The sequence below is a fragment of the Parabacteroides vesiculifaciens genome, assembly GCF_049860805.1.
GTDB lineage: Bacteria > Bacteroidota > Bacteroidia > Bacteroidales > Tannerellaceae > Parabacteroides.
Genome location: NZ_CP187555.1, coordinates 828,499 through 848,614 on the forward strand (window position 1 = coordinate 828,499; position 20,116 = coordinate 848,614).

At 45.1% G+C, this 20,116-nt stretch carries 17 protein-coding genes, 2 tRNA genes and 1 pseudogene; 11 read left to right on the top strand and 9 right to left on the bottom strand.

The features are described from left to right. Positions 1 to 139: 139 nt before the first annotated feature. Positions 140 to 2,509 (top strand): ATP-binding protein, encoded by a 2,370-nt coding sequence (locus tag ACPYIV_RS03300; protein WP_425885515.1) that lies wholly within the window; start codon positions 140 to 142, stop codon positions 2,507 to 2,509. Positions 2,510 to 2,518: 9 nt separating this feature from the next. On the opposite strand, the gene upp is transcribed toward ACPYIV_RS03300, so the two are convergent. Then, positions 2,519 to 3,172 (bottom strand): uracil phosphoribosyltransferase, encoded by a 654-nt coding sequence (gene upp / locus ACPYIV_RS03305; protein ID WP_293732609.1) that lies wholly within the window; start codon positions 3,170 to 3,172, stop codon positions 2,519 to 2,521. A gap of 106 nt (positions 3,173 to 3,278) precedes the next feature. Continuing rightward, a complete protein-coding gene (locus tag ACPYIV_RS03310) occupies positions 3,279 to 3,569 on the bottom strand; it encodes an HU family DNA-binding protein (protein ID WP_186930332.1) in 291 nt (96 codons plus the stop codon). Positions 3,570 to 3,823: 254 nt separating this feature from the next. On the opposite strand from ACPYIV_RS03310, the gene murB reads away from it, so the two are divergent. Further along, positions 3,824 to 4,837: a UDP-N-acetylmuramate dehydrogenase gene (murB, locus tag ACPYIV_RS03315; protein ID WP_425885518.1), complete on the top strand. Its 1,014-nt coding sequence runs from the start codon at positions 3,824 to 3,826 to the stop codon at positions 4,835 to 4,837. Then, the gene (locus ACPYIV_RS03320; protein ID WP_293732607.1) at positions 4,838 to 5,596 is read left to right on the top strand and encodes an MBL fold metallo-hydrolase; all 759 of its coding nucleotides are present in this window, start codon (positions 4,838 to 4,840) and stop codon (positions 5,594 to 5,596) included. 356 nt (positions 5,597 to 5,952) lie between these two features. Here the strand turns inward: ACPYIV_RS03320 and ACPYIV_RS03325 are convergent, their stop codons facing one another. Continuing rightward, positions 5,953 to 7,704: an SGNH/GDSL hydrolase family protein gene (locus ACPYIV_RS03325; RefSeq protein WP_425885521.1), complete on the bottom strand. Its 1,752-nt coding sequence runs from the start codon at positions 7,702 to 7,704 to the stop codon at positions 5,953 to 5,955. Between the two features lie 120 nt (positions 7,705 to 7,824). Between ACPYIV_RS03325 and ACPYIV_RS03330 the strand changes: the two genes are divergently transcribed. Then, the gene (locus ACPYIV_RS03330; RefSeq protein ID WP_301827697.1) at positions 7,825 to 9,813 is read left to right on the top strand and encodes a glycoside hydrolase family 97 protein; all 1,989 of its coding nucleotides are present in this window, start codon (positions 7,825 to 7,827) and stop codon (positions 9,811 to 9,813) included. On the opposite strand, the gene ACPYIV_RS03335 is transcribed toward ACPYIV_RS03330, so the two are convergent. The 4 genes and pseudogenes from ACPYIV_RS03335 to ACPYIV_RS03350 all read right to left on the bottom strand — a co-directional run bounded on the left by ACPYIV_RS03335 (position 9,804) and on the right by ACPYIV_RS03350 (position 11,078). Continuing rightward, complete coding sequence (locus ACPYIV_RS03335; RefSeq protein WP_425885523.1) at positions 9,804 to 10,610, bottom strand: MBL fold metallo-hydrolase; 807 nt, start codon at positions 10,608 to 10,610, stop codon at positions 9,804 to 9,806. The genes ACPYIV_RS03330 and ACPYIV_RS03335 overlap by 10 nt on opposite strands. Before the next feature lie 93 nt (positions 10,611 to 10,703). Continuing rightward, a pseudogene (locus tag ACPYIV_RS03340) lies at positions 10,704 to 10,781 on the bottom strand (Fic family protein); the annotation flags it as partial. 92 nt (positions 10,782 to 10,873) lie between these two features. After that, a tRNA-Cys gene (locus tag ACPYIV_RS03345) sits at positions 10,874 to 10,948 on the bottom strand. A gap of 58 nt (positions 10,949 to 11,006) precedes the next feature. Next, positions 11,007 to 11,078 (bottom strand) — tRNA-Cys (locus tag ACPYIV_RS03350). Positions 11,079 to 11,237: 159 nt separating this feature from the next. Between ACPYIV_RS03350 and rfbC the strand changes: the two genes are divergently transcribed. After that, positions 11,238 to 11,795, top strand: coding sequence for a dTDP-4-dehydrorhamnose 3,5-epimerase (gene rfbC, locus ACPYIV_RS03355; protein WP_293740779.1), 558 nt, complete (start codon positions 11,238 to 11,240; stop codon positions 11,793 to 11,795). A gap of 39 nt (positions 11,796 to 11,834) precedes the next feature. Further along, positions 11,835 to 12,974: a dTDP-glucose 4,6-dehydratase gene (gene rfbB / locus ACPYIV_RS03360; protein ID WP_425885527.1), complete on the top strand. Its 1,140-nt coding sequence runs from the start codon at positions 11,835 to 11,837 to the stop codon at positions 12,972 to 12,974. Here the strand turns inward: rfbB and ACPYIV_RS03365 are convergent. Continuing rightward, positions 12,971 to 16,252 carry an AsmA-like C-terminal region-containing protein gene (locus tag ACPYIV_RS03365; RefSeq protein ID WP_425885529.1) on the bottom strand — a complete coding sequence of 1,094 codons (3,282 nt, stop codon included), beginning with the start codon at positions 16,250 to 16,252 and terminating at the stop codon, positions 12,971 to 12,973. The genes rfbB and ACPYIV_RS03365 overlap by 4 nt on opposite strands. 178 nt (positions 16,253 to 16,430) lie before the next feature. Between ACPYIV_RS03365 and ACPYIV_RS03370 the strand changes: the two genes are divergently transcribed. Together ACPYIV_RS03370 and arsM are read left to right on the top strand one after the other, a co-directional pair. Continuing rightward, positions 16,431 to 16,757, top strand: coding sequence for an ArsR/SmtB family transcription factor (locus tag ACPYIV_RS03370; RefSeq protein WP_293732583.1), 327 nt, complete (start codon positions 16,431 to 16,433; stop codon positions 16,755 to 16,757). 82 nt (positions 16,758 to 16,839) lie between these two features. Beyond that, entirely contained in the window at positions 16,840 to 17,649 is an 810-nt protein-coding gene (gene arsM / locus ACPYIV_RS03375) for an arsenite methyltransferase (RefSeq protein ID WP_293740777.1), read from the top strand. 106 nt (positions 17,650 to 17,755) lie between these two features. On the opposite strand, the gene ACPYIV_RS03380 is transcribed toward arsM, so the two are convergent. Continuing rightward, entirely contained in the window at positions 17,756 to 17,959 is a 204-nt protein-coding gene (locus ACPYIV_RS03380) for a hypothetical protein (protein WP_425885531.1), read from the bottom strand. Between the two features lie 795 nt (positions 17,960 to 18,754). Here ACPYIV_RS03380 and ACPYIV_RS03385 point away from each other — a divergent pair. Genes ACPYIV_RS03385 through ACPYIV_RS03395 form a run of 3 tightly spaced genes read left to right on the top strand, consistent with a single transcriptional unit; the run spans position 18,755 to position 20,090 of the window. Next, entirely contained in the window at positions 18,755 to 18,925 is a 171-nt protein-coding gene (locus tag ACPYIV_RS03385; protein WP_425886490.1) for an HTH domain-containing protein, read from the top strand. 11 nt (positions 18,926 to 18,936) lie between these two features. Continuing rightward, positions 18,937 to 19,188, top strand: coding sequence for a hypothetical protein (locus ACPYIV_RS03390; RefSeq protein WP_301704768.1), 252 nt, complete (start codon positions 18,937 to 18,939; stop codon positions 19,186 to 19,188). A 14-nt stretch (positions 19,189 to 19,202) separates the two neighbouring features. After that, a complete protein-coding gene (locus ACPYIV_RS03395) occupies positions 19,203 to 20,090 on the top strand; it encodes a LysR family transcriptional regulator (RefSeq protein ID WP_293740774.1) in 888 nt (295 codons plus the stop codon). Positions 20,091 to 20,116: the final 26 nt, after the last annotated feature.

Genomic DNA, 20,116 nt, shown 5'->3' on the forward strand with positions numbered 1-20,116 from the left:
GCTCGTACTGCAACTTTTTTTTCTACATTTTGGATCCCCAAAAACCTTGAATATTAAGATAAATAAAATTTGTTGATCTGATTTATTATAGCGACTTTTGTGTGATAGTAACAAATGGGTAATAGCAAAAGAGTTTTTCATGGAAACAGACCAGTATCAGACATTATTAGATTGTGCCCAGGTTGGATGGTGGGAGACAGATTTCGAAGCGGGATGTTATATCTGTTCGGACTTCCTGATCAGCCTGTTGGAATTGAAAGGACCAAAAGTGCCCATAAGCGATTTTCTTACTTTGATTCGCGAAGATTACCGGAGCCGGATTGCCAATGAATTCTCCTTTTTTAAAGAAATAGGTATTTACGAACAAATTTTTCCGATAAAGACATGTTATGGATATAGATTTGTCCGTACCAAGATATACAAACGGGATATGGATGCCGAAGGCAAAATAAAGGCTTTCGGTATTTTGCAATTGATCCCTTTTAGTGAAGAAGACGCAGATAAGCCAGTTGAAAACAGTCAGGTGGACGGGCTTTTGCGGCATTTAGGAAGTCTTTCACGAGCCTTGCATTCCTTTATTCAGACAAATGATCTGCACCGGTCGATCCATCTGGCACTTACTGAAATCCTGTTTTCGATCTATACAAAAGGACGTGCGTATATCATGGAGTACGGGGATGGGGATACTTTGAGTTGTACCCATGAAGTTTGTAGCAAAGGCGTTTCTCCTGTCCGTGATACTTTGCAGAACATACCTCTTTCTACATTGCCCTGGTCTACCAAGAAAATACAAAAGCTTTATCCGGTTCTGGTCAATAACCTGGATGAGTTGCCTTTGGAGGCGGAAGAGGAAAAACGTTATCTGGAAATGAGAGGCGTCCGTTCCCTGATCCTGATCCCTTTGATAATTAAAGGTGCATCCTGGGGCTATTTGGGTATCGATATTGTGGACAACAACCGTATGTGGAGTCTGGAAGATTATCAATGGCTCTCTTCAATTACCAATATTATCAGTATCATAACGAAGATGGCTCGTACAAATGAGGCTCTGGATCATAGTGAAAAGTTGCTTCGGAATATCTATACGAATATCCCGGTAGGTATTGAACTGTATGATAAGAATGGCTATCTGGTGGATATGAATAATATGGATGTTGAAATATTTGGCCTCTCCTCGAAGGAATCCGTGTTAGGCATCAATATTTATGAAAATCCGATAATTCCCGAAGAAGTCAGAGAGAAGTTGAGAAACCGAGAACCTGTCTCTTTCCGGTTGAGTTATTCGTTTAATAAAATCAAGGATGAAGATTATTATTCGACAGCCAAAAGCGGATCTATTGATATTTTTACAAAGGTTAGCATGCTTTACGATGCGAATGGGAATCTGATCAATTATATGTTTATCAACCTTGATAATACCGACAAGACAGTTGCTTATAACCGTATCGAAGAGTTTGAGCATTTTTTCAGGTTGGTCAGTCGTTTCGCCAAAGTGGGATATGCCAAGTTCGATTTGTTAAGTTGTGAAGGCTATGCAATTGATCAATGGTATCAGAATTTGGGAGAAATAGAGGGAACGCCTTTACCGCAAGTGGTTGGTATTTACAATAATATTCATCCGGAAGACCGGGAAGTGATGTTCGACTTCTTTGAGCGGGTAAAACAAGGTAAAGCCTCCAGCATCCGGCAGGAATTGAGGATCAAGGATGGAGATGGATGGCGATGGACTCGTGTGAATGTAATGCGGAATACGCAATCGACCGATCCGGACAGACTCGAAATGATCTGTGTGAATTATGATATAACCGAACTGAAGGAAACACAGAAGCAACGTGAAAAGGCCGAAGAACTCGACCGTTTGAAATCTGCATTTCTTGCTAATATGAGCCATGAAATCCGGACACCGCTAAATGCAATCGTCGGTTTCTCGACTTTGCTGGTCGATACGGACGATCCGGAAGAGAAGATGCAGTTTGTCGAGATTATCCAGAAAAATAATGAGTTGTTGTTGCAATTGATTTCCGATGTGCTGGATCTTGCTAAAATAGAATCCGGTATTATGGAATTGAAACTTGTCGATCTTGATCTGCGCGAGTTATGTAAGGAACTGGTTGTTTCAATGCGAATCAAAGTACCGGCCGAAGTCGCGCTTTGTATGGCTCCTGATCTGCCTTCTTATATTATGCGTTGTGATAAAGTGCGGTTGACACAGGTCATATCCAACTTTATCAATAACGCGATCAAGCATACCAGTAAGGGAACGATTGTTCTTGATTACGAAGTGCACCGAAATGAAGTCGAATTTTCAGTGACAGATACCGGAGACGGGATGTCGCCGGAAGTGGAGCAACATGTGTTCGACCGTTTCTATAAAGGGAATAGTTTCAAGCAGGGGACAGGCCTGGGACTCTCGATCTGCAAGAGCATAATTGAACAGGTTGGCGGAAAAATCGGAGTAAAGTCCGAAGAAGGGAAGGGATCCCGTTTCTGGTTTACTTTACCCCGTTAAATTTATACCTTATTCTTTTTCTCCGTAAGACAAATCGCCGGCATCACCTAAACCGGGGACGATGTAAGAATGGTCGTCCAGTTCGTCGTCGACAGCCGCTACCCATACGGTAGTGATATCGTCCGGCATTTTACGTTGGATATATTCGATTGCCTGTTTGCTCGCAATGATGGAAGCAACATGGATGTGTGCCGGATGACCTTTGGTGCGCAATGCTTCGTAGGCCAGTTCCATAGAACTGCCGGTAGCCAGCATGGGGTCTGTTATAATCAATGTTTTATCCGTTAATCGGGGAGAAGCGATATATTCGATATGGATATCGAAGTTCAGGCGGTCCTTATATTTTCTGTAAGCAGATACGAACGCATTTTCAGCATTGTCCAGATAGCTGAGAAAGCCCTGGTGGTAGGGGAGTCCGGCACGCAGGATCGTACTGATGACGATCTGGTCGTCGGGAGTATTCATCGGTGCTATCCCTAAGGGAGATTGAATGTCTTTTGTACTGTAGGTAAAATCCTTGCTGATCTCGTAAGCCATTATTTCACCGATCCGTTCGATGTTACGGCGGAAGCGCATACTGTCTTTTTGTATATTGACGTCGCGCAATTCTGCTACAAACCGGTTTAACACTGAGTTTGATTCTCCAAGATTAACTATCTTCATGATTAAATTGTCATTTTCTGGCGTCGAAATTACTCATAATTTGTACAGGTCGCAAAAAAGAAGGCAACCTTTTTTAGATTGCCTCCCTTTGTCAGGTTAAAAAGTATTACTTCTTTTCTCCGGGTTTGTTAATTGCATCGAGCAAATATTTACCCGGTTTAAATTTTACAGTTGTTCTGGCCGGGATCATAACCGGTGTTCCAGTCTTTGGGTTACGGGCTAAACGCTCAGTTTGCGGACGCGGTATCAATGTACCGAAACCGATTAATACGATCTCCTCATTGTGAGACATAGCTTCTGTTACGATGTCAACATAAGCATCCAACATTTTCTTCGCTTTTTGTTTCTGTAATCCCGATCTCTGGGCCAGGGCCTCAATCAATTCTGCTTTGTTCATGAATGTTTCTATTTAATTAATGATATTCAAGACAAATGTACGCATTTCATTGATATGTTGTATATCTTTTTGCATATAAAGAAATCAGCGTTCATTTCTTATTTAACAACGCGTATATGCATTTGTTACGATTTGCGAAACAAAAAATGTTAAATAGCCTCTGGTCACGTTACTTTGAAAGGCTTTTTTATATACCTGCTGATTGATTTGATATTTATCGTTACTTTTGTCCTGCAAAATAAAACTTACGTAAAATGAGAATAGAAGAGAATTATTCGCTGGAGAAACATAATACTTTTCACCTTCCGGTGAAGACCCGTTGGTTTATGGAATATATGAATGAAGAAGAGTTGGGACGGATCTTCCGGGATGAATATTTTCAGGAATGTTTGTCGTTGCATATCGGAAGCGGCAGTAACCTGCTGTTCATAAATGATTTTAACGGGATTATCCTGCATTCGCAGATTAAAGGTATTTCTGTTGTGGAAGAGACGGACGATTCCGTCCTGCTTCGTATCGGGGCTGCCGAGAAATGGGACGACGTGGTCGCTTATGCCGTGTCCAACGGTTGGGGCGGAATAGAAAACCTGTCCGATATTCCGGGCGAAGCCGGAGCTGCCGCTATCCAGAATATCGGAGCGTACGGTGCGGAAATCAAGGATGTGATCGAGACGGTGGAGACGTATAACCAGCTTTCGTTCGAGAAACGTACGTTTACAAATGAAGAATGCCTCTATGGTTACCGGAATAGCTTCTTCAAAGATGAGCATAACGATCCGCATATTGTTACTTATATAAATATACGTTTGAGCAAAAAGCCTCGGTTTTCCGTAAATTATGGTAATCTGAAGGATGAACTTGCCAAATATCCAGGGTTGACGTTGCAAGCCGTGCGGGATGCCGTGATCTCGATCCGTCGCCAGAAATTGCCTGATCCCGACGAATTGGGAAATGCCGGCAGTTTCTTTATAAATCCGGTGATTCCGGCCGTCCATTACGAGAAGCTGAAAAAGCAATATCCGGATATGCCGTCCTATCCGGCAGGAGAGGGAAAGGTGAAGGTGCCGGCCGGCTGGTTGATCGAACAATGTGGTTTTAAAGGTAAATCGCATGGCTCGGTCGGAGTATATGAAAAGCAGGCATTGGTATTGGTTAATTTAGGAGAAGCCAGAGGACATGAGATCGCATTAGTTGCCGAAAGTATTCGTACGGCTGTTCATGACCGGTTCGGCATCGAGATTATGCCCGAGGTAAAATATGTAGGATAGATGGAAATTACGTTTTTAGGAACGGGGACTTCTACCGGAGTTCCCGAAATAGGTTGTCAGTGTGAAGTATGTACCAGTCCGGACAAGCGGGATTGGCGTCTGCGTACGTCCGTATTGGTGGAGACGGATGGTAAACGGATTTTGCTGGATTGCGGACCAGATTTCCGTTGGCAGGTAATCCGCAACAAGACTTATCACCTGGATGCTGTCCTGATCTCGCACGAACATTATGATCATGTCGGCGGACTGGATGACCTTCGCCCCTTTTGCCGGGAAAAGGGGGTGGACGTGTATGCGGAGGACAATGTGGCAGAAGCTATCGAGACGCGCATTCCGTATGTATTTCGCGCCCATAAATATCCCGGAGTTCCGAATCTGGAACTTCACCGGATCGAAAACGAGCCTTTTGTGGTTGCCGGAATCCCGGTTACGCCGGTCCGGGTGATGCATGGCAAACTGCCGATCTTAGGCTACCGTATCGGAAATATGGCTTACCTGACAGATGTGAAATATCTCCCGGAAGAAGAGTATGCCAAGCTGGAAGGCCTGGATGTACTGATCCTGACCGCCCTTCGCCGGGGTTCTCACCCTACGCACGAATCGCTGGAGGAGGCTCTTGCGAATGTCGGGCGGATAAAACCGAAGGAGACGTACCTGATCCACATGAGCCACCGTATCGGATTGCACGCGGAGGTAGAGAAGGAGTTGCCGCCTCATGTCCATCTGGCTTACGACGGGTTGCACGTCTCCTGTTCCTGAGAGGGATGAAAGACACATCTCTTCAATAAAAGTTTTTGAAAAATAATCCTTCATTCCTTCATCTGAGGCATTACTATCTTGTAAGTAAGAACTTTAAAGGTAAAGTATTTATGATTGTTATTGTTTGATAGTTGTGAAACGCTTGTTCGTTAAATGTCGGACAAGCGTTTTACAGTTGTCAAACAAGCGTTCGACAGCTGGCAGGAGAAAAAGAAGCAGGTAGCTTTATGCTAAGAGCTTGGCTATTTGATTTTAATAGTTGCTGATAGATGAATGAATCACATCATTTCCTTCATCTGTAATAACGTGAATACGACATATTTAAGTGTACAGATGAAGGAATGAAGGATTATTTTTCAAAAACTTTTGTTGAGGGAAGAGATCTCTCCTGCAATTAATTCATACCCTTTGTCGTTCGGATGGAGGCCGTCACCGATAAACAGGCTTTCGTTTATTTTGCCGTCCTGCTGTAATAGGGCGGTTCCCGGATTCGCAAATTCATAGCCTTCCGTTTCCACCATCTCCTTAATATCGAAGTTGATGTTCCTTACCCATTGCTCCTGATTACGGCGGGGGAGGATGCCGATCACTTTGACAGATGCTTTCGGTTGGCGCTGATGGATGGCAGAAAGGAGGAAGCGGAGGCCTTCGACGATCTCTTTGTCACTGTTCAGGCCGCAGTTGTTCGTGCCGATCATCAATACGACTTTTCCGGCCTCATAACCATCCAGTTCACCGTGGTATACACGCCAAAGCACATTTTCGATACGGTCCCATCCGCAGCCTAAGTTCTGGAAACCGGCAGGACGCATGACCTTTTCCCAGGTCTCCCGTCCGTTTTTGTTGCGGTGTTCCGGTTCGCCGCCCCAATAATGGGTGATCGAGTTTCCTAAAATGACCGCTTTTGGCGGATGGTTGGCAATATGTTCCAAAAAGGCGCGGTGGCGGGCACGCCATTCATACATGCCGGGTTCGCGGCGTTGCGTGACTGGGCGTGTGGTAGCAATTGTGCCGGCCGGGATGTGCAGGATTTCGCGTACTTTCTTTTCTACGGCAACTGCTTGGTGTTGCATCCCGAAGTCGGACGGATGGACGTAATCGACCCAACTGTCCGAAGGCATATCCAGTTCTTCGTAGGATAAGTAATATACATCTTTGACCCCTTCGGATTGAAGCTGCTCGTATGCTTTGCGGGAGGCACGGTTCGTTTTGGCGAATAGTTTGTATTGCAGGGTATCGGTCTGCTGGTTGCTATATCCGTCATGCTCGACCAAGAGGATAGGGGCGGAGCGTTTTTCCCGTAATTGCTTGACGGCGGCAATGGCGAGTTCGGTGACGTGGGCTTCGTCTTCATGGATCAGGTTCGGCATACAGTCCAGTATATACAGCCGTGCATCCGTCTCGCCGATGAATTGCAGCACCTCTTTCGCCAGTTTGCCGTTGCCTGAGAAGCCGAGGTTTATGAGCGGATAGTCCAGCGAACGTTGGAGGATCGTTCCCCACGCCATTGCCGGACGGGACGCACAGGCTCCTTGTGCTATCGAAGTTCCGTACAGGACAATCGGCTTTTCTGGGGAAACCGGGATAAATTCCAGTTCCGCATCTTCGGGCGTACCGATCTCCAGCCATTCCACTCCGTTATACAAAGGCAGATAAAGCCGGTATTCGAAGCCTTGTTTGTGATAGCGGTCTTTACCTATATTATTATATGTATAGGTGATCGTATCCTTGAAAGAATAATTGCCGAAACAAAAACGCCATTCCCCGTCGCTGTTAATGCTGTAGAGGTCGACTCCCGACACTCCGGTCGAAGGCATGTGCGGCATATTCAGGCCGCCGGTAACGGCATAGCGGACTTTGATCCGAGGAGCATCACTGTAGAAATAAATGGCGAGTCCGGCCGAATGCCTTGACAGGTTCCATACCGGTTCGCTCACCACGCCTTTAGCCCGTCCGGGCAAGCGCGTGTAAGAATCCCCGATCTCTTTTGTGAATCCCTGATTCTGGATAACCGGAAAACCGGCCTTCATCGGGTTGTGCCATTTCCATTGGGCAGCGGCCGGAAGGAAAAACAGGCAGCAAAACAATAAACAAATAAGCTTTTTCATGGTTGTTATCTCCTTAATAACCGTATTATGATACAATATCAACAAAGATAAGACAATTTTGCAAAAGTATTTCCTGATTATTCCTGTATATTTGCCGCCGGTTAATTAAATTTGAAAGCCATGAAAATAAAAGCTCTTATTGCGCTCTTCCTGATGGGGAGTATGTCGCTGATGGCACAGAAAAGCTATCAGTTGCAATCGCCGGACAAAAAACTACAAGCTATTGTTACGGTTGGTGATGATATTCGTTTTTCATTTACACACGACGGGACAGAAGTCCTGGCCGCCTCTCCGATCTCCATGACGCTGCAGAATGGAGTCGTTTTAGGTGCCCATCCTAAAGTATCGAAAGTGCTGAAAGCGGCAGTCGATAAGGTGATCCCTTCTCCTTTCTATAAAAAGACGGAAGTGCAGGATGTCTATAATGAAATGACATTGTCGTTCCGGGGTAACTACGGTCTTGTTTTCCGTATGTATAATGACGGTTTGGCCTATCGTTTCACGACGAAGATGAAGGATGATATTATTGTGGTGGGTGAAGAAGCCGACTATAATTTCTCTTCCGACCATACGGCTTTTGCGCCTTATGTGAACAGCAAGAAGACTACTTTCGAAGAACAATTCATGAACTCCTTCGAGCAGCCTTATGTACACGAACCGATCACGAAGCTGAACAGCGAACGCCTGATGATCCTGCCGTTCTTAGTAGAACTGGACGGTGGCAAGAAACTCTGTATCACCGAGGCCGACCTGGAAGATTATCCCGGTATGTTCCTGAATAACTCGACTGACAAACCGGCACTGAAACCGGTGTTCGCTCCTTATCCGAAAGTGAAAAAGCAAGGCGGACACAATAATCTGCAGATGTTGGTGGAAGAACGTGAAGATTATATCGCCAGGACAAGCGGCACGCGTGCTTTCCCGTGGCGTGTGTTTGTCGTTTCTGAGGACGATAAGCAGTTGGCCGATTGCGATATGGTTTATCGGTTGGCTTCTCCCTGCCGCTTGCAGGATGTTTCCTGGGTGAAACCGGGCAAGGTTGCATGGGACTGGTGGAACGATTGGAATATTTACGATGTGGATTTCCGCGCCGGTATCAACAATGAAACCTATAAATATTATATCGACTTTGCCGCTGAACATGGCATTGAATATGTAATCCTGGATGAAGGCTGGTCTGTCAACATGGCTGCCGACCTGATGCAGGTTATTCCGGAGATCAATATCCCGGAACTGGTGAACTATGGTAAATCCAAGAATGTAGGCATTATTCTTTGGGCCGGTTATCACGCATTTGACCGTGATCTGGAAAAAGTGGTGAAACATTATTCCGATATGGGCGTGAAGGGATTCAAGGTTGACTTTATGGATCGCGACGACCAGGAGATCATCGACTTCCTCTACAGAGGTGCCGAAACTTGTGCCAAATATAAGATGATGGTGGATTATCACGGTATCTGTAAACCGACTGGTTTGCAACGTACATATCCGAACGTGATCAACTACGAAGGCGTTCATGGCTTGGAGAATATGAAATGGGCTGCCAATACATACGATATGCCGCTTTACGACGTGACGATTCCTTTTGTCCGTATGGTTGCCGGTCCGATGGACTATACACAAGGTGCCATGCGCAATGCGATCCGTAAGAATTATGCTCCTGTCTATACCGAACCGATGAGCCAGGGAACGCGTTGCCACCAGTTGGCTACTTATGTGATCTTTGAATCTCCGCTGAATATGTTGTGCGACAATCCTTCCAACTACAACCGGGAACCCGAATGTACGGAATTTATCGCCGATATCCCGACTGTATGGGAAAAGACGGTTGCGCTGGATGGTAAAGTCGGTGAATATGTCGCTCTTGCCCGCCTTCATGGTGATAACTGGTATGTCGGTGCTCTGACAAACTGGGATGCACGCGAGATAGAACTCGACTTGTCTTTCTTAGGTGACGGCAATTATAAGCTGGAATTGTTCAAAGACGGTATCAATGCCGATCGTGCCGCCTGCGATTATAAAAAGGAAATTATACCGGTTCCCGCCGATCGCAAGATAAAGGTAAAGATGGCTCCCGGCGGTGGTTGGGTTGCTAAGATTTATAAATAAAACGTATTTCCCGTGTAATTATAGAATACACGGTCCCCGAATGTCTGCCGGAACAATGCGTATTTGTCTATACCCGTACAATGACAAATACCGATCTGTTCCGGCAGATTATTTTTCAGGTAATCTGCTATGATGCTGTATTTCTCGTCTTTGGCATTGTGGATATGAAAGCCTCCGGCCAATAGTTTGAGTGCGTATCCGGGAAAACTGTTTTGTACAGTCCTGAGAATATTGGTGATTCCCCGGTGGGAGCACGCGCTTAATACGGAATACACATTTTCCGCTACCAGTGCGATAGCCAGTTCGTCATTGAAAATATCGGGAACAACTCCTTCATGTGTTTGCGTAAAGAACCGTTCGAAGTGAGTATCTTCCGGATTCATAACCGGAAGGTCCGGAAAAAGGAACAGCCCGGGAATGAGTTCCGTCTGTCCGGTGATAAAATGGAAGCGGGATAAGTCCAACAGGTTGGAGTCGATGGCTCCGTTCTCCCGTTTATCTTTAAACTTCCGGTAAAGGGTCTCCTGTTTGCAAATAACCGGAGCTTTCTTGTTGGCAGAAAGGAAATGCCGCAATCCCCCTGTATGATCGCTATGCCCATGCGACAGGATAAGGAAATCCACCTCCGCAATATTGATATTCAAAAGTGCCGCATTACGGATAAACAGATCCGACTGCCCCGTATCGAACAATATTTTATACCCGCCGCTTTCAATAAGCAACGACAACCCATGCTCCGCTTGTAACTCTCGCCCGTAAACCGCATTCTCTACGAGTGTCGTGACCTTGTAATGCATAATATTATCTTTTTAATTCCCAATTACGGAACAAAAATAAAAAATCCTCTTAACAAAAACGTTTACGGAATTATTAACTTTGCTATCTCAATTACCCGAAATCGTAACACCTTCGTTTACTACAAGGGCAGTTTCCTGCAAGGTAAGCGTATTACCTTCTCTACGGTTGCTCTATTTCTTCTTCCAATCCTTCTACCACAGAAGATGTAAGTACTTAAAAAAACAGAAGGATTAGAAATTTCTTTCTAATCCTTTCTTGCTTTTGGAGGTTCCTGGCGGATTCGAACCGCCGTACACGGTTTTGCAGACCGCTGACTAAGCCACTCATCCAAGGAACCGATATGAAATAATAAAAAGTAATTTTCAATTCTCAACTTTGAATTTTCAATTACTAAGAGGTTCCTGGCGGATTCGAACCGCCGTACACGGTTTTGCAGACCGCTGACTAAGCCACTCATCCAAGGAACCAATACATTTTCAAAACAACCATTCCGGTTTTGCGAGTGCAAAGAAAGATAATATATTTGGATTATGCAAATCTTTTTCTCCCTTTTTGTTTTCGGGGAGGTTTGGAGAAGTAAGGAAAAAGAAGTTACTTTGTCATCTGTTAGCATAAACAATAAGATAATGACATATATTGAAACTGAAATTCCCGGTGTGTGGATCATTGAACCGAAAGTATTTAAAGATGCACGCGGTTATTTTATGGAGGCTTGGAAGAAGGCGGAGTTTGAAGAGCATATTGGCAAAGTAGAGTTTGTGCAGGATAATGAGTCTTGCTCCTCGAAAGGCGTGTTGAGAGGATTGCATTACCAGTTGGCGCCTTATTCGCAGTCTAAGTTGGTGCGTGTTATAAAAGGATGCGTGCTGGATGTAGCCGTCGATCTGCGTAAAGGTTCCCCGACATTCGGGAAGTATGTAGCAGTAGAGTTATCGGGAGAGAACAAACGCCAGTTTTTTATCCCGCAGGGATTTGCCCACGGTTTCCACGTATTGAGCGAGGAGGCTGTCTTTACCTATAAGGTCGATAATCCTTATACGCCTACCCATGAGCGCGGGTTACGTTTTGACGATCCTGCGGTCGGTGTGGATTGGAAGATCACAGACCCGGCCATCCTCAATCTGTCGGACAAGGACAAGAATGCCCCCCTGTTGCAGGATGCCGAGATTAACTTCAATATATGATTCGTCCATTATTAATCATTCATTACTAATTATCCATTTATGAAAACTTACTTGGTTACCGGAGCTGCCGGTTTTATCGGTGCGAACTTCATCAAATATATGTTGGCAAAGTATCCCGAAATAAAGATTGTAGTTCTGGACCTGCTGACCTACGCAGGTAATCTCGGAACGATTGCCGAAGATATCGACGGGGAACGTTGCGAGTTTGTAAAAGGCGATATCTGTGACCGTGCATTGACGGACGAGTTGTTTGCCAAATACCGGTTCGACTATGTCGTGAATTTTGCAGCGGAAAGTCATGTAGACCGTAGTATCGAAAATCCACAGCTTTTCCTGGTTACGAATATATTGGGTACGCAAAACCTGCTTGACTCCGCCCGTAAAGCCTGGGTGACAGGCAAAGCCGCAACCGGTTATCCCGAATGGCGCGAAGGTGTCCGCTTCCACCAGGTATCTACCGACGAAGTGTATGGCAGCCTGGGAGCTGAAGGTTATTTCCATGAAACGACTCCGTTGGACCCGCGCAGTCCGTATAGTGCATCCAAAACAAGTGCCGACCTGTTTGTACAGGCTTACTCCGAAACTTATAAGATGCCGGTCAGTATCACCCGCTGTTCCAACAACTACGGTCCGTATCATTTCCCGGAAAAACTGATTCCTCTGATTATTAAAAATATTCTCGAAGGAAAATCGCTCCCGGTTTATGGTGACGGAACGAACGTGCGCGACTGGTTGTACGTGGAAGACCATTGCAAGGCTATCGACCTTGTGATCCATAAGGGACGGGCAGGAGAGGTCTACAACGTAGGCGGCCATAACGAGAAGCAGAATATCGAGATCGTGAAGTTGACAATCAGCACCATCCGCCGATTGATGACGGAGCAACCCGAATACCGCCGGATTCTGAAGAAAAAGGAGACCGGTGCAGACGGGCAGATTTCTATAGACTGGATCGATGACAGCTTGATTACTTTTGTAAAAGATCGTTTGGGCCATGACCAGCGTTATGCCATCGACCCGACAAAGATCACCAACGAACTGGGCTGGACACCCGAAACCTCTTTCGAGGTCGGTATCGTCAAAACGATCCGCTGGTATCTGGACAATCAGAAATGGGTGGAAGATATCACCGGTGGCGACTATATGAAATATTACGAACAGATGTATGGGAACCGTTAAGGTTCCCTTTCTTTTTCTGTTTTAGCCAAAGCTAAGTTTTTCCCTAACTCCGGTGCCGCTTCTTCGAGTTGTTTGCGCACCGCATCGCGGATATCTTTCCGTATATTCTTGCGCGTACTGTCCAGTTCCGCCTGTTTGGCCGGCTTGAATATATCCTTGTATTTACACTTCGTGATCTTATACTTAAAATCATCCAGGTTGCCGGTAATGTCGATTCCTAATTTGAAAGGAACGGGCGATTTGAGTACCGATAGATGGTAATTGAATGTCATATCCAGATTATGCGTCCCACCGACAGCCACTTTGTAGCGGTCCATCTCCACTAAGAATGGGAAGACTTCGATCTTATTGTCTTTGATGGCAAGGTCCACTGAAATGCTGTCTATCACATTCCGTTTTTTATTCTTGAACATCAGTGTTTTGGATATTTCGGTAAATGTTTCACCATCCAGCAGTACCATATTATCCCCGTGTAAATAGCAGGACGAGTTAATGGAGGGCATAATGAGAGACATGGTCGAATCTATCTTGCAAGTCGCCGTGACCTGGCAGTCCAAAACACCTTCGAACGAACGGAGCATCGGGACTAATGTGTCGATAGAAGGGAAGAGGGCGATCAGTTTCTCCACCTTCACATCTTCCATCTCGAGGTCTAAACCGGCAGTCGCTTCCTGTTCGTTTTTGGCACGGTAGACCATTGTCAGATTCCCATTTCCCATATTGGATTGTATGTTGAGTTTGCTCAGGTTGATACTTTGGTCGCGCAGGACAATCTCGCCGGCTACGTTCTCTAATTCCAGATCCTTGAAATCGATACGTTTCGCATTCGTATGGAGAGCCATATCGAGAAAGGCGGGAAGAACGAATAATTGGCTGGTCGTGTCGATCTTGGTTTCCGAAATGCTATCTTGCAGTGATTTGGTATCGAGTTGTGCGATATTCTCATCGCTGATCGTTAGCTGTTCCGAGCTTTCCGCATATTGCATACCGTTATTGATCGCCTGAATCAACTCGTTGCAATCGATATAGTCCGAACTCAGATTGAAATCCCCTTTCAACTTTCCTCCACGGAGCATTGCCCTCCGGATTTGGCTGATCTCGCCGTTGAGGGTGAAATTGCTTTTTCCGAGATGCAGGCGGGCGTCTGTCAGTGTAATGTCGTTTGTATTGAACTTCATCGTCGTCTGGTCCATCCATATAGGAAGCGGGAACATACGGCTGAAGCCCCGCATCTTTTTGAAAGATATGCTGCCCCTTGCTTCCCACTTGCGGAGGAATTGGCCTTCGGTTTCGGTGCTGTCGCTGGCGGCGTTTTTTTCGGTCGCATTCTTTCTTCTTTCGGCCAGCCGTGCGCGTTGTTCGTCGGTCAGCGTACGGCGTTGCCGGTTTGCCATCTGCTGGCGCCGTGCGTCCCGGTAGGGGAGGGCTTCGATCGTAAACGAACTTTCCGTCAGGGTGGCTCCTGTCCGCAGAGGTATGCTGATGTATCTCAACGTATCGATCGAAATCACGGCTGCGGCTGTCGGGACCTGTTTGTCGGATGCAGACGGTTTGATACCGCCTTTCAGTTCGGAACGTCCGGCCACGATCCAGACCGAATCGGCCGTGCGGGTTCGCAAATGGCCGAAAGCCAGTCGTCCTGTCATCGGTATGACAGCAGTCGTGTCGATGACAGGCGAGGTCTGTGCGAGCATCTCCAACTTGCTTATATTCGTGCTGATTTCATCTTTATATTTGATGTTCAGGCTGTCTATTCCCATCGTCATCCGCATTAGGTTCTGCGATTCGAGGTAGGCGCTTTTCTGATGTGTCGTGTCGATGGCCAGGTGGGCGCCGGAAATGAAAAGATCTATGCCGAGCGGCTGGCTGAATGCTTTCAGTTTGTCGATGCTTAGTTTTCCGGAGCTGTGTGTTTTGCCGAAACGGCTCTCGACAAGGTCATTCACGGTAAAGGTTGCCGACAGGTCGGCATCCATCACCCCTTCCACCAGCAAAGTGTCCGGATTAAGAAATTCCTCTCCCAACCGGGTGAAGTCCACCTGCCCTTTTATCCCGGCCTGGATCGCCGGATTCTTAAACAGGTTGGTCACTTTGGCCTGCATATCCAGCGAGGTGTTAAGGCCTTTCATCGTGAGCTGTTCGAGCGAAACGAAAGAAGAATCGGGGAAAGGTCCGTTCAGATGGATATCCAGGTCCATTTCCAATGTGTCGATGCCTTGTTTGACATCCTTGATATGATAGGAGCCGTTTTCTATCTTGCAACACAGGTTTACGTTCGGTATGATACTGTCCCCTAAGAAGCCGTGAATGCTTCCCTCCATAATGATCGCCCCTTCCGCCAGCGTTTTATCACGATTCTGGAAATAAGCGTCTGGGATGAATTTCAGCAGATCGTTCATATCCGATATTTTCAATCCCATATCCATATCGGTCCGGGTACGCTGGTCTTCCGGGAAGTGGCGTATGGCCCCGTCGGCGGTAAAAGGCAGATTGTTCACCATCAGTTCCGCATCTTTCAGGGTGATCGAGTTATAGTGTTCGGCGAGCACCAACCGGCTTTTGAGACGGAGAGAGAGGTCGTTCTTTAATGTATAAGCCGGATTGCTGAACAGAATGGAAGAACAGCCTGTTTCAAAATCAAGCGTATTCGTACCTCCTGCCAATGAACCGTCGAGGCGAACGAAGAAGCCGTTGATTTCGGTAAAAAGGTTCGTCTGGCGGTCGTCATACGTGAAACGTCCTCCGTGAATGCGAACCTTTTGCAGGTCGATAGGAGGCAACGGTTTTGTGGCCGTATCTGTTTCCGTCGAATCCGTTTCGTTCTTGTAAATATCCCAGTTCGCACGTCCGTTTTTGTTGACGAATCCGTAGAAGCGTGGGTTTTCGATGGAAAAATCCTTGATGGTGATCTTGCCGCCGAATAGGTAATCGAGCGGTTGCAAAGACACGGTTGCCCGGCTGAAAGCAAGCAGTGAATCGGAAGGGATCGCGAGTTCTTCGTCATGGGTGGTCGAATCTTCGGCAGCGTGTGAGATCAGGTGCCCGTTTGTCAGTTTTACGCCTAAATAGGGATAGGTTTCGAAATAAGTCAGTTCCACCCGTTCGCAATCCAAATGCGCATCGATAAATTTATTTGTCTGTTCGATGACCAGCGGTGTCAGTTTCTCCGGTGGCAATACTCCCCAGTTCAGAATACTGAACCCGATAGCCGGAAGTATGAATATCAGGGTTACTGCTGCCAGGACGGTGATCGTCAGTATTTTCTTTTTTCTTTTCATGTTTATCCTATGTATGCTTCTATGAAGATTTATCTTTTACAAAAGTATAAAAAAAGCCGTGGATGCCGGAGGTGACCTGTTACCTTTTTTGAATAATCCGTAATAGAACTTATTTTGTTTTGTCGTTTGAAAAGTTATTCGTTGTTTTGCGAACAACAAACAAGGTGAGATATTTGAAATGAAAGAAAAACAATATACGGCAGAACAGGAGCAGATGTCCCGTTTCGCTAAAGCGATGGGCCATCCGGCTCGGATGGCTATTCTTACTTTTTTAGCGAAGCAAGACAGTTGTTTCTTTGGGGATATTCATGAAGAACTACCCATCGCAAAAGCGACTGTGTCCCAGCATCTGAAAGAATTGAAAGATGCTGGTTTAATTCAGGGAGAGATTGAGACACCAAAAGTACGGTATTGTATCAATCGCGAAAATTGGGCGCGTGCTCGCAATCTATTTACGGCCTTTTGGGATAATTGTAAATGTGCGGATACATCGTGCTGTGGATAACAGCACTTTTTTTTGAATTTAATGTTCGTAATTCTACGAATATAAATATGGGATATTGAACAATAATACAAATAGAATTGAAATGAGCGAAAATCAAAATTTAAAAGAGTTGGTCAAACAACGGTATAATGAGCTTGCGTTAAATGCAGAAGCATTAAAAGGTTGTTGTTGTGGTGTAAACCCCAAGGGTTCCTCCAAGCGGGTTTTTACCATTATGAGTGAAGATTATAAAAATCTGGAAGGATATGAACCGGATGCGGATTTGGGTGTCGGGTGTGGTTTACCTACTCAATATGCTAAAATCAAAGAGGGGGATACGGTTGTTGATTTAGGATCCGGAGCGGGAAATGATTGTTTTATTGCCCGTGCGGAAGTTGGTGAAAATGGTAGCGTCATCGGTATTGATTTTTCTCCCCGGATGATAGCGAGAGCACGTGCTAATGCACGTAAGCGAGGATATGCGAATATCCGGTTCATCGAAGGAGATATTGAAAGTATGCCTCTGGAAAATGACGTTGCAGATGTAGTAGTCAGTAACTGTGTATTAAATTTACTTCCTAAAAAAGATATTATTTTTAAAGAGATCTATCGTGTATTGAAACAGGGTGGACATTTTTGCATATCCGATGTTGTCCTTGAAGGTGTTTTTCCAAAAGAGTTTACTGATAATGCAGCCATGTATGCCGGATGTATTGCCAGTGCTATCCAGAAAGAAGATTACCTTTCAGAAATAAAAAAGGCAGGTTTTAATAACATATGTATTGAAAGAACCAAGACAGTTGTTATTCCGGATGAAGTTTTACACGAACACTTGGATGAAAATACCATCCGAAAATATAAATCGGGAAATGTAGGAATTTATTCGATAACAGTAACGGGGCGAAAACTATAAATTGGAACTGCAAGGTGTTGCCCGGTGAGTACCCTTATTGTCAAAAATAACCTGAAATTGCAAAATCCGGCTTTTAATAAACGGCTTTTGGAGTCTTGTTTTAGGATTAAAAAGCGGTTTGGGAAAGGTCGTTTATGTGAAGTGCGCAGTTTTTTCCAATGAAGACGGTCGTCATCGCCATGACGACCGTTTTCGTATAGGAGGAGGTCGGCACCTCGTTTCCACGACGACCGTCCTCATGGCAATGAAGACGGTCGTCGTGGAAACGGGATGCCGGAATCTCTGAAAATACCCACAAATTCTTTTCCATATTCCCTTACTCTCCCCTTTTGCTTTCCTGAATATTCGATTCTCCGGGAGTTTAGCTTTACCGGAATGGCAGGAATACCGGTAAAAGGATTGACAAACGGCAGGCTTTTTTCATAATCCAGGCAGACTGTTTATGTATGTGTCACGAGAAACGCTGTTTAGGTATATAAAAGTCAATCTGAAACCGTATGGTTTTTCACTTAAAATAGAAAAAATGGGGGATATTGTAAAATTCATTACTATGAAATAATAATCAGCTTTATTTGGATTTGTGACCAAACAATACGGAAATGCAGTTTAGGGCAAGTATCATTTTATTATCTTTATTGTAGTAAAACTATACACTTTGTAATGTTAAAAAATATTACCCTTAAGTGTAATTCCAAAAACATGGTATGGTAATCCGATTTTGATGGGGTAGTAGTGACATTTTGATAATTTTAAATTCGTATTCCTTTTTCATGTCGGTAACAATTTTGTATCTTTGTAATTGTCGTGAAACATTCTTAAACTATACAGTAGTAATATGGAAGATATAATAAAACGGCTGATTGGCGAGGTTTGCACAATTGGATTTCATGGAAAAGAGAGGAAGTGGATTACGGAAGATATATAATGAAACGGCAAAACTTCCGGGGTTTACTGAAGCTAAGGGCCAAGATTCCGTTTGCAAGCTACTTCCTTTTATACTGAGTTGCTGAATGATAATTATAGGAATCAAACGAATGACCCTGTAAATGACCTTGTAAATGACCCTGTAAAATCATTTACTTTACTGCAAAAGGATTTGATCTCATTGTTAAAAGAAACCCCGGCTATAACTCGGCCTGAATTATGTGAACGTTTAAACGTAAGTTTGGAAACAATCAGAAGGGCTATAGCTCAATTAAAAGAGCTAAACATTATAGAACGAATAGGTTCAGACAAGGCAGGATACTGGAAAGTAAAATCGGGAATGGACAAATAAATAAAAAAAAGATGATGAAACTGAAATTCAAGGTACAACAATATCAAACGGATGCTGTCAAAAATGTAGTGAAGGTATTATTGAAAAACATTCATCAGGTTCAGACTGAAAATAATATTCGTTTATCGAATGATGTGGTAGATAAGCTTGGGCATTGTCAGCTTGTAGCTTGTGCAGAAAAGCTTTTCGAGCAGTTGAGTACTTACGAAGTTAAGTATGGCAAGATTGACAGTTATGATACGTTAATGAGTTTGGTAAAGTAAAAAGTAATATATGTATGGATTTCCGTCTGAAAGTATTTCATAGCGTAGCCACGAATCTAAGCTTTACGAAAGCTTCAAAAGAGTTGTTTATCAGCCAGCCGGCTATCAGTAAACATATTCACGAATTGGAGGTGCAATATAAAACACCGCTGTTCGACCGGGTGGGGAGCCGCATCGGGTTGACCCATGCGGGCGAGTTGTTGCTGTCGCATACGAAACAGCTGTTGGCTGCATACCGTCAAATGGATTTCGAGATGAACCTGTTGACGGACAATTTTGCCGGAGAGTTGCGGTTGGGGGCAAGTACGACGATCTCACAATATGTGTTGCCTCCTGTCCTTGCCTCTTTTATCAAGAAGTTTCCGGAGATAAAGGTCTCTTTGCTGAATGGGAACAGCCGCGATATCGAACAGGCGTTGCGGGAAGGAAAGATCACCCTCGGACTGGTCGAAGGAACGGCGCACCAGAGTACGCTTCATTATACGCCTTTTATGAAAGACGAACTGGTCGTCGTGGCGCATACGGGCAGTTTGCTGGCCGCGTATGACGAGATTACGATCGAACAACTCTGTACGTTGCCTCTTGTCCTGCGCGAAAACGGTTCGGGTACGCTCGATGTGGTGGAAGCTGCCCTGGCGGAACATCAGGTTAAACTTTCGCAACTGAATGTTGTGCTGCAAATGGGGAGTACGGAAAGCATAAAGCTGTTTTTGGAGAACTCCGAGGCGTTGGGAATTGTTTCTATCCGTGCCGTTACCCGTGAATTGATGTCCGGCAGGCTGAAGGTGATCGAAGTGGATGGGTTTCACGCCGAACGGATGTTTACCTTTGCCGAACCGCAGGGACAGAACGGGGGAGTGGAAGAGAGCTTCATCCGATATGCTTGCCAGAACTGGCGATAACCTGATGTTATACCCTATAAAAACAT